The organism is Bacillus cereus group sp. BfR-BA-01347, assembly GCF_022663835.1.
Lineage (GTDB): Bacteria > Bacillota > Bacilli > Bacillales > Bacillaceae_G > Bacillus_A > Bacillus_A thuringiensis_K.
Map to the genome: position 1 here is coordinate 78,807 of NZ_JAKUGG010000014.1, position 14,560 is coordinate 93,366.

Consider the following 14,560-nt stretch of genomic DNA (forward strand, 5'->3'; position numbering starts at 1 on the left):
TGTGTTTTATATAGTGAATTATCAAATATTGTGTAGATGAAACAAAGATAAAATCCCCATTAAACTCCCTCTATGGAAATTATAAATTGTTCGATAAAAACTTTCAATATTTTCAGAAAACATTGTTGAATTGTGATATATTCGTATGCTAACTATGAAATTTTTACAAATATATTAAAAATATTACATAATATGACTAAATATTGAAAAAATATTGAATTTTTAATAAAATTCAATTTGTAATACATATTATTTATTAGGGGAGGAAATATGGGATGAACAAGAAACCGTTCAAAGTTTTGTCATCAATCGCTTTAACAGCTGTATTAGGCCTTTCATTCGGAGCTGGCACTCAATCTGCATATGCTGAAACGCCTGCGAATAAAACAGCTACGAGCCCAGTTGATGATCACTTAATTCCGGAAGAACGTTTAGCAGATGCGCTAAAAAAACGTGGGGTAATTGATTCGTCAGCTTCAGAGAAAGAAACAAAGAAAGCTGTCGAAAAGTATGTAGAGAACAAAAAGGGTGAAAATCCTGGGAAAGAAGTACCGAATGGGGATCAACTTACGAAAGAAGCATCTGACTTTTTAAAGAAAGTGAAAGATGCGAAAGCAGACACGAAAGAAAAATTAGATAACCCTGCAACAGGAACACCTGCAGCGACAGGACCAGTTAAAGGCGGATTAAATGGTAAAGTACCAACATCTCCAGCAAAGCAAAAAGCGTATAACGGTGATGTGCGTAAAGATAAAGTACTCGTTTTACTTGTAGAGTACGCTGACTTTAAACATAACAATATTGATAAAGAGCCTGGCTATATGTATTCGGAAGACTTTAATAAAGAACACTATGAAAAAATGTTATTCGGTGACGAGCCATTCACGTTAGATGATGGAAGTAAAATTGAAACATTTAAACAATATTATGAAGAGCAATCTGGTGGTAGTTACACTGTAGATGGAACAGTTACAAAATGGTTAACAGTTCCTGGTAAAGCTGCTGATTACGGTGCGGATGCTGCTAGCGGTGGTCATGATAATAAAGGACCAAAAGGACCACGTGATTTAGTAAAAGATGCATTAAAAGCAGCTGTAGATAGCGGTCTTGATCTATCAGAGTTTGATCAATTTGATCAATATGATGTAAATGGTGATGGAAATAAAAATCAACCAGACGGTTTAATTGATCACTTAATGATTATTCATGCAGGTGTTGGACAAGAAGCAGGTGGTGGTAAGTTAGGTGATGATGCAATTTGGTCACATCGCTGGACAGTTGGACCAAAACCATTTGCAATTGAAGGTACACAAGCGAAAGTTCCATATTGGGGTGGAAAGATGGCAGCGTTCGACTACACAATTGAACCAGAAGATGGGGCTGTTGGTGTATTCGCACATGAATATGGTCATGATTTAGGTTTACCAGATGAGTATGATACACAATATAGCGGAGATGGTGAACCAGTTCAAGCTTGGTCTATTATGAGTGGCGGAAGCTGGGCAGGTAAAATTGCTGGAACCACGCCAACAAGTTTCTCACCACAAAATAAAGAGTTTTTCCAAAAAACAATCGGTGGTAATTGGGCAAATATCGTAGAAGTAGATTATGAGAAATTAAATAAAGGTATCGGCCTAGCAACATATTTAGACCAAAGTGTTACGAAATCTAACCGTCCGGGTATGATTCGTGTTAACTTACCAGATAAAGATATAAAAACAATTGAGCCGGCATTCGGAAAACAGTATTACTACAGCACAAAAGGTGATGATCTTCATACGAAGATGGAAACACCGCTGTTCGATTTAACAAATGCAACGACTGCAAAATTTGACTTCAAATCATTATATGAAATTGAAGCAGAGTATGACTTCCTTGAAGTACACGCTGTAACAGAAGATGGTCAACAAACGTTAATTGAAAGACTTGGTGAGAAAGCTAATAGTGGAAATGCAGATTCGACAAATGGCAAATGGATTGACAAATCATATGATTTAAGCCAATTCAAAGGTAAGAAAGTAAAATTAACATTTGATTACATTACTGATGGTGGTTTAGCATTAAATGGTTTCCTACTTGATAATGCTTCATTAACAGTAGATGGTAACGTAGTATTCTCTGATGATGCAGAAGGTACATCACAATTCAAATTAGATGGTTTTGCTGTTTCTAACGGAACAGAGAAGAAGAGCCATAACTATTATGTTGAGTGGAGAAACTATGCTGGTTCAGATAACGCGTTAAAATTTGCTCGTGGTCCAGAGTATAACAGTGGTATGGTCGTATGGTATGCAGATTCAGCTTACACAGATAACTGGGTAGGTGTACATCCAGGACACGGATTCCTAGGTGTAGTTGATTCTCATCCAGAAGCAATTGTAGGAACTTTAAATGGTAAACCGACAGTGGAAAGTAGTACACGATTCCAAATCGCTGATGCGGCGTTCTCATTCGATAAAACGCCAGCTTGGAAAGTTGTATCTCCAACGCGTGGAACGTATACGTATGATGGTTTAGCGGGTGTACCGAAGTTTGATGATTCTAAAACGTATATTAATCAACAGATTCCAGATGCAGGACGTATTTTACCGAAGCTTGGTCTGAAGTTTGAAGTAGTAGGACAAGCTGATGATAATTCTGCAGGTGCTGTTCGTTTATATCGTTAATACTGTGAAACTACCGAGAGATTTTCTTTCGGTAGTTTTTTTGTGAGCAATGAATTTTATATAGCTGAAAAAGTCATATATAATGTAACTTTAAGAATAGAAATTTGTTATATATGAAGTCTATATAAATAATGAAAGAATTGGATAAAAATAGTGGGAGAAGGTGAGTGAATGAGTATTTCCTCTATTGTAAGTAGGCAAAAGGAATATTTTTTAAAAGGTCATACGAGAAGCATCGAAATGAGAAAGAATAATTTGAAGAAGCTTTATGAAGGCATTCAGCATTTTGAAGAAGAAATATTTCAGGCATTGAAATTAGATTTAAATAAGTCAGTTCACGAGTCGTTTACAACGGAAGTTGGATATGTATTAAAAGAAATTTCCTTTCAATTGAAACATATGTCATCGTGGAGTAAACCGAAGCGAGTTCGAACAGCACTGACTCATTTTGGATCAAAAGGAAAAGTAGTGCCAGAACCGTATGGTGTGACGCTTATTATTGCACCGTGGAACTATCCTTTTCAATTAGCAATTGCACCACTTGTAGGAGCATTGGCAGCTGGAAATACAATCGTTTTAAAGCCGTCAGAGTTAACGCCAAGCGTTTCAAAAGTGCTTAAGAGAATGCTAGATGAATTATTTCCAGAAGAGCTTGTAGCGGTAGTAGAAGGTGGCGTTGAAGAGAGTACATCTTTGCTGAAGGAACCGTTTGATTATATTTTCTTTACTGGTAGTGTTAGCGTTGGAAAAGTTGTAATGGAAGCAGCAGCGAAACAGTTGACGCCGCTCACTTTAGAACTTGGCGGGAAAAGTCCTTGTATTGTACATAAAGATGCAAAGATAGAGATGACAGCAAGAAGAATTGTTTGGGGTAAGTTTTTAAATGCAGGGCAGACGTGTGTAGCGCCTGATTATATGTACGTGCATTCTTCCGTGAAAGAAAAGCTAATTGAGGCACTGCGACATGAAATTACAGCGCAGTATAGTAAAGAACCTTTGAAAAATGAAAATTATGTGCGTATTGTAAGTGAGCGTCATTTTGAACGATTATGTGGATTTTTACAAGATGGTCAAGTCGTAATTGGTGGAAACTATGAGAAAGATACATTACATATTGAACCGACAGTGCTAGCGGATATTACATGGCAAGATGCTGTTATGGAAGATGAAATTTTTGGTCCGATTTTACCAATCATAGAGTACGACAATATAGAAGATGTAATTGGCACAATCCAGCAACATCCGAAGCCGTTAGCGTTATATGTATTTTCTGAAGATAAAGAAGTACAAAAGAAAGTGACGAGTAATATTTCATATGGTGGAGGCTGTATTAATGATGTTGTCTATCATCTTGCCACGCCATATTTACCTTTTGGGGGTGTTGGAAGTAGTGGATTAGGGGGTTATCATGGGAAAGAAAGTTTTCGGACTTTTTCACATTATAAAAGCATTTTAGCCCAATCTACAGCATTCGACATGAAAATTCGTTACTCTTCTACAAAAAGTGCTTTAAAATTCATACGAAAGTTGTTAAAATGATGATGGTGTTTATCAGTAGGCGTAGCCGTATGATAAAAGCCCCTTCGCAATGGAAGGGGTTTTTCTGTTCGACGTTATGTATCATGCGAAAATGAATCAAACATACTACATAAAGAATAGAAACGAACGCTTGCTAAATAACCATTTTTGTTTGGATCGAAACAAAAAATAGTCTATAGAACATAAATATTTATTCATGAATATAAAAATTTAAAATTTAAGGTAGATAGGACGGGAAAATGAAAAAGATTATTAAAGTTGAAGCAGTTGAAAAACATTTTGGAAATCAAGTGATTATCCCACCTCTTTCTTTAGATATTAAAGAGGGAGAGTTTTTAACAATTTTAGGGCCGAGTGGCTGCGGGAAAACGACTTTACTTCGTATGATCGCAGGATTTGAAACTCCAACTAAAGGGAATCTTTTATTAGATGATGAAAGAATTAACGATTTGCCGCCATATAAACGTCATATGAACCTAGTGTTCCAACATTACGCACTATTCCCACATATGACAGTAGAGAAGAATATATGTTTTGGTATGAAAATGCAGAAAGTATCAGCAGCAGAGCAGAAAGAGCGTGCTGAAGAGGCAATGCGTTTAACGCAGTTACTTGAGTTCCGTAATCGTAAACCTGCGAAGCTTTCTGGTGGACAACAGCAGCGTGTTGCAATTGCAAGAGCGATTGTAAATAATCCGCGTGTATTACTATTAGATGAGCCACTTGGAGCGCTTGACTTTAAGTTACGAAAAGACTTGCAACGTGAATTGAAAAACTTACAACGTAATTTAGGAATTACGTTCATATACGTAACGCACGATCAAGAAGAAGCAATGAGCATGAGCGATCGTATCGTCGTTATGAATAAAGGACATATCGAACAAATCGGAACACCGAAAGAAATTTATAATAAGCCAAAAACATTGTTCGTTGCGACATTCATCGGTGAAAATAATATTGTGAAAAACGGGGAAGGCTATGTAGCAATTCGCCCTGAAAATGTAAAAGTACGTTCGGTTGAAGAACCAATTTTAAAAGAATACCATCTTGGACATATTGAAGATATTGAGTTTGTCGGAAATATGGAGAAGCTTTATGTACGTGATGAGAAAACATCAGAATTACTAATGGCATATCAAACTGCTGAAGAGGCAGCGCAGTGGAGCATTGGAGATAATGTATATGTAGGCTGGGAGCAAGAGGACGAGGTGACCTTAAATTGAAAAAAGGGAAATTACTCGCACTACCTACAGTCGCGTGGCTGTTAATTTTCTTCCTAATCCCGCTCATATTCGTATTAGGATTCGCCTTCATGCAGCGCGGAGCTTACGGGACAGTAGAAATGCAATTTACGCTGGAGAATATATCCCGTGTGTTTGACCCATTGTACTTAGGAACGTTATGGGAAACTGTTAAAATCGCAGTTATTACGACAGTAATATGTTTATTAATTGGTTATCCGTTTGCTTATACAATTACAATTGTTGACCGCAAATACCGCTCTATTCTTTTATTATTGGCAACGATCCCGTTTTGGATTAACTTTCTTGTTCGTTCATACGCATGGATTGTTATTTTACGTTCACAAGGTCTTGTGAATACGTTGTTATTAAAGCTTGGCATTATTAGTGAACCGTTAAATTTATTATATAATACTCCTTCTGTAATACTCGGAATGGTCTATTCTTTATTACCATTTATGATTTTACCAGTGTATGCAGCAATTGAGCAGCTGGATAAGCGTAAGCTAGAAGCGGCTTATGATTTAGGAGCAACACCAATAAAGGCATTTTGGAATATAACAGTGCCGATGACGATGTCAGGAATTGCGACTGGTTCTATTTTAGTATTCGTTTCTTCTATCGGAATGTTTGTTGTATCAGACGTGATGGGCGGATCGAAAGTAGCATTAATCGGAAACGTTATTCAAAACCAATTCTTAGGTGCACGTGACTGGCCGTTTGGATCCGCGTTATCGATTATCGTTGTTCTATTCTCTGTTCTGTTAATTTACTTATATTATCGTGCAACGAAAGTATATAAATATAATGAGAACGGAGGCGAATAGGCAAAGATGAAGAAGTTTTTAGTTTCCTATTCTTGGTTAATTTTGTTATTCTTGTATTTTCCAATGATGGTTTTAATGGTCTATTCTTTCAACGACTCTCGCATTAATGCGGAGTGGGAAGGTTTTACATTCCATTGGTATACAGATTTATTTCAAAAACAAGATGTTATTGATGCATTTGTAAATAGTATTACGATTGCAGTTATAACAACGATTGTGACAACGGTACTTGGTGTATTCTTTGCAATTGCTTTACATCGTTATAAATATCGTTTCGAAGGGGCTATTAATGGCCTTGTATATTTACCAATTTTAATTCCGGATATTTTAATGGGATTATCTTTACTAATTCTTTTCAGTCAGTTAGGAATGGAACTTGGACAAACAACGATTATTATTGCACATATTACATTTAGTATTTCGTTTGTTGTTGTTATTTTAGCTGCGCGTCTTTCAAGTATGGGACGTGACTTAGAAGAAGCTGCAAATGATTTAGGAGCAACCCCTTGGCAAACGTTTCGTTATGTAACGTTCCCAGCAATTGCACCGGGAGTTATTTCAGCAGCATTATTAACATTCACATTATCAATTGATGATTTTGTAATTAGTTTCTTCGTATCAGGACCAGGATCAACAACATTGCCACTATACATTTACAGTATGGTTAAGCGCGGAGTATCACCAGAAATTAATGCTCTTTCTACAATTTTAATTGTTGCTATCGTAGGATTAATGGTTCTATCTGAAATCTTCCGGAACAAAGGTGCAGATGGTGAAGAAAACTCTGGAGGACACCTTCCTTTATAATACGAACGATATAGAAAGTACAAGGGGGTAATAAATCGATGAAATTAATGAAAAGAATAGCTGGCGCAGCAATTAGCTTTAGCCTTGTTGCTGGTGTGCTTGCTGGTTGTGGTGAAAAGAAAGAAGAATTAAATATTTATAGCTGGGCTGACAATTTTGATGAGCAAGTGCTAAAAGATTTTGAAAAAAAGTATAATGTGAAAATTAACTATGACAAGTACGCAAGTAATGAAGAAATGCTTGCAAAATTACAAGCTGGTGGTGCAAAGTATGACTTAATCCAGCCGTCTGATTACATGGTTAAAACAATGGCGAAAATGGACTTATTAGCGCCGTTAGATAAAAAGAATATCCCAAATATCGAAAACATGGTTTCTAATTTCAAAACACCTGCGTTTGATCCAGAGAATAAATATTCTTTAGTGTACACTTGGGGTGTAACAGGGATTGCATACAATAAAAAGTATGTGAAAGAAGCACCTACAAGCTGGGCTGACTTATGGAATGAGAAATATAAAGGACGTGTAACGTTACTAAACGATTCTCGTGAAGTATTAGGAATGGGTCTTAAGAAGCACGGGTTCTCAAACAGTACGAAAGACGATGCACAATTAAAGACAGCAGCAGATGATTTAAAGAAGCTGCTTCCAAACTTATTAGCATTTGATACAGATAACATTAAACAAAAATTCATTACAGAAGATGCTTGGATTGGAACAGTTTGGTCTGGAGATGCAGCATTTATCGCAAAAGATAATAAAGATGTAGAATATGTTGTACCAAAAGAAGGCGGCACAATTTGGGCTGATACGTTAGCAATTCCAAAAGGTGCAAAACATAAAGAGCTTGCTGAGAAATTTATGAACTACTTACTAGATGAAAAAGTAAGTGTGAAAAACTACGAGTCAATTGGTTACAGTAATCCAAATGAAAAAGCTCATCCTCTTCATAGTAAAGAATACCGTGATAATCACATGATCTTCTTAACGAAAGAAGAGTTAGATCGTACAGAATGGCTTGTTGATGTGGACGATAAGTTAAAAGATTATGATCGTTACTGGACAGAGCTAAAAACAAAAGGTAAATAAGTAAGGAAATGCGGTTTCTAAAGTAGAAATCGCATTTTTTCATAGTAGGAGGAAATCGTTTGAAGAAGTTACATCAGTATGAGGTAATGTGTATCGGTTTGTTATTTGCTGTATTTGGTATTGTTGCTTGGCGCGTACATGCAGGTGGCGTTACAGTGATGGATACATATGTCCGTGGATTAGTAAGAGGGCTGCAAACGGAAAGTTCTCTTACATTTTTCTCGTACTTTACAAAATTGGGATCAGCAATTGGGATAGTCGCTACGCTCGTTATAAGTTTGCTTGTTTTTTGGAAGAAGCGTTATTATGCTGCGATGATTGTATATCCAATGGGAATTTTAATAACACATCTTGTGAATAAAGGGATAAAAGAGATTGTAAAGAGAGAACGTCCGTCATTAAATGAAGCGCTAGATGCACTTGGATATAGTTTTCCTAGTGGACATGCAATGCTATCGATTATGACATTTGGATTTCTTACTTATATCATTGCTGCTAATTTGAAAAGCGTAGCTGGGAAATGTGTCACAATAATTTTGATGGGTATAGTAATTCTATCGATTGGATTAAGTAGAGTCATTTTAAATGTACATTACCCAACTGATATTTTAGCTGGTTACTGCGTAGGTGGTATTTTGTTAATTATCGCGATTTACTACCATCGTTTACTTACTGAGAGATTAGGGCTTAATAAAGAGAGATAGAAAGACGTCTGGAAAAACTATCATTATAGTTTTTCCAGACGTTTTTTGTTTATATCAAGATGTGATACAGTATAAGTGACAATTGAATCATTTAAAGTAGGTGAAAATGTGTGAAGACAAATGTACATAAAGTTGATAAGTGGGGGAAGTTAGGAGCCTTTTTGTATCAGTCTCGTTATACAGTAATTGTAGCGCTACTGTTGCTCGCAATCGCACTTGGGATTTTTGCTCCAAAGCTACCGGGAGTATTAGGTGGCGATGGTTTCCAAACGGAAGGCGACTATCAAAAAACAAAAGAAATTTTAGATAAAGATTTTAAGAAGTCTCAAGATACGCTTCTGCTCGTTTTTGAGAAAAATAAAGATGTTTCGCATGAGGAATTTAAAAAACGAATAGATGAAATTGTAAAGAATGTTCAAGAGAAAGAGAACTATGAATCTTTCCATCACCCAATCCAAAATAAAGAAATGCTACAAGATGACATCGGTTATGCGACAATTTTATTTTCCGGGAAAACAAATAAAGAAAGAATGGAAAAGACATTACAATTTGCTGATGAGATTGAGAAAGAAAGTAATGTAGCATTAAAATTAACACCTACAGGATTTCCGAAAATTAATCAAGAGATTAATGAAAGAACGCAAAATGATTTAAAAGTAGCAGAAATGATTGGATTACCAATTGCGTTTCTTGTATTACTATTTTCGTTTGGGAGTCTTTTGGCATCAATTTTACCGATTTTGAATGGGGCGCTTAGTGTTATTAGTACGATGGGGATATTGTATTTCATCGGTGTTGATAAAGAACTATCTATTTTCGTGTTAAACGTTGCACCGATGATTGGACTTGCATTATCTATTGATTTTGCGCTATTATTTGTGAACCGTTTTCGAGAGGAAGTTGCTAAACGAACGGTAAAAGAAGCGATAGCAATTACATATCAAACGGCAGGACGTGCGATTGTATTTTCAGGATTATGTGTATTTGTTGGGTTATCCGGTTTGTTTTTCTTTAAGATAGATTATATTCAATCTGTAGCGATTAGCGGAATGATTGTTGTCATTATGAGCATTTTATTCTCACTCACACTTCTTCCAGCACTATTATCGTTAATAGGTAAAAGAATATTAAAAAAGAATCAAGTAGCACATACGCCGGCAAAAGCATGGCGTAAATTTGCACAATTTGTGATGAAACATCCAATTGCAATGATTATTGTTGTTACAACATTTATTGTTATTTGCTTATTACCGTTACGTACAGCTAATTTGCAGTTCCCTGGTGTTGAAGCTTTACCTGAAAAGAGTGATACAAGAATTGCATATGAAAAGTATGAAGAAGCATTTAATGAAACTGTCAAAACACACGCTGATGTTACGTTAGTTGTAGAGACGAAAAAAGATATGAAAGAAAAAGAAAGTCTACAAAAGATAGAAGAAGTCGTTCAAAAGTTAAAAGATGATAAGAAAGTACATGAAGTAAGAAGTTTATACGACGGGTTAACTGGAATGAAAGTAGATCAAGTTGTTGGAATATTACAGTCACCAGAATCAGCGAAACTAACTCCTGTATTTGAAGCATACACGCAAGGGAATAAGACGACGATAGAAATCTTTTTGAAAACAAAACCACGTACAGAGACTGCAAAACAGTGGGTGCGTGACTTTAAAAAGAACTATAAAGAAACGGATGTTAATTATTATCTAGGCGGAATGACGACATTTCAACAAGAATTAGAAGATGAAATTAAAGATAAAGTAGTAATTGGTATGTCTGTTATATTTGGATCGACCTTTGTTATATTATTATTTGCATTCCGATCTATACTCATTCCAATTAAGGCAATTGTTATGAATATACTTAGTTTAAGTGCAACTATTGGAATTGTTGTTTGGTTATTTGAAGGTGGTCATTTCGGTTTAGAAACGAGTCCGGTTCTGTTTGTCTTACCAATCTTCATTTTTGGCCTCGTATTTGGGCTTAGTATGGATTATGAAGTATTTCTTATTTCACGTATTCATGAGCTCTATGAAGAAACAGGAGATAACGATCAAGCAACGTTAGAAGGGCTCGTTTCAACAAGTAGAATCATTACATCAGCCGCTTTAATAATGATTGTTGTAACTGGTGCATTCGCATTTACTGATATTTTACCAGTAAAGCAGATGGGTCTTGGCGTTGCGTTAGCAATATTTCTTGATGCAACAATTATTCGTCTTATGCTCGTACCAAGCTTAATGAAGTTATTTGGAGACTGGAACTGGTGGTTACCATTTCGAAAAAAACGAGAAAAATCATTGTAAAAAATGCTCATCATATTGATGAGCATTTTTTATGAATAGCAAAGCCTACATTTTGCAAATAGTATGTGATAAGAACATTACATAATAAGTAGGTGAAGGCAATGTTTCGTTATTTTAAGTTTAAGTTAAATGATACAGTACAGTTTGCCGAGAACGATGGGCATATGTATCGCATTGTCGGTTATCGGCTAGAAAAAGGATTTTATCCAAAAGATGAATGGACTCATATCATTTATGAACTACTTAGAGAATTTGACGGGTATACGATGGATGCAGAAGAGGAAGAACTTGTAAAGGTCGTTCAAGTAGAGGATGAGTATTACAAAATACAAGAAGTATCAGGTTATCGCTATCCAGTAAAAATGAAACAAAAACAACAAGTGATGAAAATAGAAAAGATGGACGATTTATTAGATGCTTACAATGATTATAAAAGGTTGGCGGATTTCTTTAAGGATTTATCGTATGAACAAAAAGCTGAAGAAGTATTGTTAGAAATGAAAAGACTTAGAGCTTGAGGGGCAGTCTATTATAAGACTGTCCTCTATTTTTGACGGTGCATCAAAGTGTGTTTTCCGTTACAATGAGAGAATCAATAGAAATAAGGTGATAAACAGTATGGAAACAAAGAAAAAGGGCGAATGGTGTGAAATTACCGTTCCAGCTAAATGGAATGGTATAAGTATTGAATCGGTATTAAAAGTAGAATGGGAAATACCGAAAAAGCTATTACATCAGCTTCGTATGGAAAAAGGTGTTACGGTTAACGGGGAACAAAGAAGATGGAATGAGCTTTTAAAAGAGAACGATAAGTTACAAGTCCATATGTTTGCGGAGGAAGAGTACGGTGTAGATCCAGAATATGGTGAATTACATGTAGTATACGAAGATGATCACGTACTTATCGTAAATAAACCAGAGCAAATGGACACACACCCTGCTGAAAAAGGTGGAACCGGGACGCTTGCAAATCTTGTTGCTTTTCATTTTCAAATGCAAGGTTTAGAGACGAGGGTGCGTCATATTCATCGTTTAGATAAAGATACGACAGGTGGTGTCGTGTTTGCTAAGCATAGAATTGCTGGTGCAATTATGGATCGTCTATTAATGGAAAGAAAAATTAAAAGAACGTATGCTGCGCTCGTTGAAGGGAAAGTAAAGAAGAAACAAGGAAAGATTGATGCTGCTATCGGAAGGGATCGCCATCATGCTACAAGGCGTCGTATTTCTCCAAAAGGTGACCAAGCTATCACATATTATAAAGTAGAAAAGTATTTTAAGAAGCAAAACACGACTTTCGTAACGTTACAATTAGAAACGGGTAGAACACATCAAATTCGTGTTCATATGAGTCATAATGGTAATCCACTAGTTGGGGATGTATTATATGGTGGACAAACAAAATATATGTCCAGTCAAGCATTACATGCGATGAAGATAAATTTCTTGCATCCAATTACGAAAGAAGCGATTGAAGTTGATGTGCCGTTTCCTGCAAAGTTAAATAATAAAATAAAAGAATTTCAAAAAGAAAATGCGTAAAGTATAAGTTTTAACTTGAAAAAAGTAGATTTTTGCAGGGATTTCTCTACAAGAAGCGAAGCCGTTAAGAGAAAAGAGAGGTGAGAATCACTTGATCAAATATAAGTATGTACTTGGAATATTTTTCGCTTGTCTTTTACTTACTCTATGTCTTTATCCCTATTTACCAAATCGTATGGCAGTACATTGGAATGTAAATGGTGAGCCAAACGAGTTTATGAGTAAACAAGTTGTTGTAGCATTTATTCCCTGTTTTATTATTTTTTCATATGGATTTTTGTATATTATTTCACATAATATATTTAAGTTTAATGAAAGAGAGCATGGTATTATAGGCGGATTTATAAAGAAAATTACGTTATTTATGTTGTTTATTCATATGCTTATCCTCTTTATTAATTTTGGGGATTTGATATCCTTTCAAACAGGATTAACGATTGGGATTAGTATGTTTCTTTTTATGCTGAGTAAAGAATTTAAGAAAATAAAAGGCAAAGAAAAAGACCCAATTAAATTACAAAAAATTCGTTTAGTGAGTAGACGGATTTTTCAAGTGATGGCATGTGGCATATTGTTTTCATTGTTTTTGAACTTAGAGTGGGGATTTTATGTATTGCTTAGTGTAATAAGCTGTGGATCTATGTTGTTTATGTTATATATTTTCTATTCATACATAATAGAAAGCTATGAAACTTAAAAAAGAGTCTTCTCATTATGAGAAGACTCTTTTAATCTATTTACTTCGTAATAAATTGTTGTGTCCAGTAGTTGCCGCTTTCTACATAACCAACACCGATATGAGTGAAGCCGTTATTTAAGATGTTTGCACGGTGTCCAGCGCTGTTCATCCAAGCTTGTACTACTTCTTCAGGTGTACGTTGGCCTTGAGCGATGTTTTCACCTGCAGATGTATAAGAAATGCCAAATTTCTTCATCATGTCAAACGGAGACCCGTATGTAGGGCTGTTATGATCAAAGTAGTTGTTTTTTTGCATATCTTCAGACTTAATACGTGCTACTTTGCTTAATTCAGTATCGACTTTTAGTGCTGGTAAGCCTTGTTTTGCACGCTCAGCATTTGTTAATTCAACAACACGTTGTTCAAACTCGCTTAAAGATTTTGCTTCTTCAGCAGGCTTTTGCTCAGCAGGTTTTTGTTCAGTAGGTTTTTGAGTATTGTTGTTTTCAGCAGGTTTTTGAGCTTCTGGTTTTTGAACTTCTTCAGCAGGCTTTTGCTCAACTGGTTTTTGTTCAGCAGGCTTTTGCTCAACTGGTTTTTGTTCAGCAGGCTTTTGAGTTTCTGGCTTAGCAGTTGGTTGCTCAGTTACAACATTTTCAGTAGGTTGTTGACCAGGAATGAAGCAGTTTGGTTGGAAGTTTCCTTGTTGCCATTGTGCTAATGATTCAACGCCCATAGATTGTAAGAATGCTTGTAATTCTTGTTGGCTCATTTGTTTCATCATCACTTTTGAATGCTGAATATTTTGAACCTTTAAGTTAGATGGTTGTACTGTTGCAGCTTGTGCATCTAGAGAAGATACTCCTAAAGTAAGAGCTGTTGCAGCAGCTACAGATAATAAAACACGCTTTTTCATGATGTGTGTCCCCCTATATAAAGTTTTAATTTGTTTTCACACGATTTGTTTTTGACAGCCTGTCTGACTGACAAATTCATCGTAGCATACAATTTGCGAGAAAAAAGATGGAAAAAAATTCATAGACTTTAAAATTACCTAATTTATCCTAAGAGAAGAAGGGAACAAAAATAAGAGAAATATAGAGTATAAAAGGAATTTATAGTGTTTTTATACTTGGTTTTAAGAGGGGATTTTTGGATAAAGTT

Annotated in this window: 12 protein-coding genes; 11 read left to right on the forward strand and 1 reads right to left on the reverse strand. The window is 35.7% G+C overall.

Annotated elements, in window-relative coordinates; genetic code table 11:
- The first annotated feature begins 275 nt into the window (after nt 1-275).
- From inhA1 to MR143_RS20060, 11 genes are all read left to right on the forward strand, one after another.
- Complete coding sequence (gene inhA1 / locus MR143_RS20010; protein ID WP_001035934.1) at nt 276-2,666, forward strand: M6 family metalloprotease immune inhibitor InhA1; 2,391 nt, start codon at nt 276-278, stop codon at nt 2,664-2,666.
- 171 nt (nt 2,667-2,837) lie between these two features.
- Nucleotides 2,838-4,205 carry an aldehyde dehydrogenase gene (locus MR143_RS20015; protein ID WP_000028373.1) on the forward strand — a complete coding sequence of 456 codons (1,368 nt, stop codon included), beginning with the start codon at nt 2,838-2,840 and terminating at the stop codon, nt 4,203-4,205.
- 239 nt (nt 4,206-4,444) lie between these two features.
- Nucleotides 4,445-5,428, forward strand: a complete 984-nt coding sequence (gene potA, locus MR143_RS20020; RefSeq protein ID WP_000720333.1) for a spermidine/putrescine ABC transporter ATP-binding protein PotA — start codon at nt 4,445-4,447, stop codon at nt 5,426-5,428.
- On the forward strand, nt 5,425-6,273 hold the full coding sequence (potB, locus tag MR143_RS20025; protein WP_000715490.1) for a spermidine/putrescine ABC transporter permease PotB: 849 nt from the start codon (nt 5,425-5,427) through the stop codon (nt 6,271-6,273). Before potA ends, potB begins: the two co-directional genes overlap by 4 nt.
- Nucleotides 6,274-6,279: 6 nt before the next feature.
- Entirely contained in the window at nt 6,280-7,080 is an 801-nt protein-coding gene (gene potC / locus MR143_RS20030) for a spermidine/putrescine ABC transporter permease PotC (RefSeq protein WP_000714192.1), read from the forward strand.
- A 38-nt stretch (nt 7,081-7,118) separates the two neighbouring features.
- Nucleotides 7,119-8,168, forward strand: a complete 1,050-nt coding sequence (gene potD, locus MR143_RS20035; protein WP_000772487.1) for a spermidine/putrescine ABC transporter substrate-binding protein PotD — start codon at nt 7,119-7,121, stop codon at nt 8,166-8,168.
- A gap of 86 nt (nt 8,169-8,254) precedes the next feature.
- Nucleotides 8,255-8,872 (forward strand): phosphatase PAP2 family protein, encoded by a 618-nt coding sequence (locus tag MR143_RS20040; protein ID WP_003300478.1) that lies wholly within the window; start codon nt 8,255-8,257, stop codon nt 8,870-8,872.
- Between the two features lie 110 nt (nt 8,873-8,982).
- Complete coding sequence (locus tag MR143_RS20045; protein ID WP_000856442.1) at nt 8,983-11,175, forward strand: MMPL family transporter; 2,193 nt, start codon at nt 8,983-8,985, stop codon at nt 11,173-11,175.
- Nucleotides 11,176-11,276: 101 nt separating this feature from the next.
- Nucleotides 11,277-11,693, forward strand: a complete 417-nt coding sequence (locus tag MR143_RS20050) for a hypothetical protein (protein WP_000490301.1) — start codon at nt 11,277-11,279, stop codon at nt 11,691-11,693.
- A 100-nt stretch (nt 11,694-11,793) separates the two neighbouring features.
- The gene (locus MR143_RS20055; RefSeq protein ID WP_000448352.1) at nt 11,794-12,717 is read left to right on the forward strand and encodes an RluA family pseudouridine synthase; all 924 of its coding nucleotides are present in this window, start codon (nt 11,794-11,796) and stop codon (nt 12,715-12,717) included.
- A 91-nt stretch (nt 12,718-12,808) separates the two neighbouring features.
- A complete protein-coding gene (locus MR143_RS20060; protein WP_000598994.1) occupies nt 12,809-13,414 on the forward strand; it encodes a DUF1648 domain-containing protein in 606 nt (201 codons plus the stop codon).
- A gap of 40 nt (nt 13,415-13,454) precedes the next feature.
- Here the strand turns inward: MR143_RS20060 and MR143_RS20065 are convergent, their stop codons facing one another.
- Nucleotides 13,455-14,312: a CAP domain-containing protein gene (locus tag MR143_RS20065; protein ID WP_242280898.1), complete on the reverse strand. Its 858-nt coding sequence runs from the start codon at nt 14,310-14,312 to the stop codon at nt 13,455-13,457.
- Nucleotides 14,313-14,560: the final 248 nt, after the last annotated feature.

Coding starts and splice junctions, on each gene's coding strand:
- MR143_RS20040 (WP_003300478.1), top strand. CDS start 8,255: ATGTGTATCGGTTTGTTATTTGCTGTATTTGGTATTGTTGCTTGGCGC.
- potA (WP_000720333.1), top strand. CDS start 4,445: ATGAAAAAGATTATTAAAGTTGAAGCAGTTGAAAAACATTTTGGAAAT.
- MR143_RS20050 (WP_000490301.1), top strand. CDS start 11,277: ATGTTTCGTTATTTTAAGTTTAAGTTAAATGATACAGTACAGTTTGCC.
- MR143_RS20015 (WP_000028373.1), top strand. CDS start 2,838: ATGAGTATTTCCTCTATTGTAAGTAGGCAAAAGGAATATTTTTTAAAA.
- MR143_RS20055 (WP_000448352.1), top strand. CDS start 11,794: ATGGAAACAAAGAAAAAGGGCGAATGGTGTGAAATTACCGTTCCAGCT.
- potD (WP_000772487.1), top strand. CDS start 7,119: ATGAAATTAATGAAAAGAATAGCTGGCGCAGCAATTAGCTTTAGCCTT.
- inhA1 (WP_001035934.1), top strand. CDS start 276: ATGAACAAGAAACCGTTCAAAGTTTTGTCATCAATCGCTTTAACAGCT.
- potC (WP_000714192.1), top strand. CDS start 6,280: ATGAAGAAGTTTTTAGTTTCCTATTCTTGGTTAATTTTGTTATTCTTG.
- MR143_RS20065 (WP_242280898.1), bottom strand. CDS start 14,312: ATGAAAAAGCGTGTTTTATTATCTGTAGCTGCTGCAACAGCTCTTACT.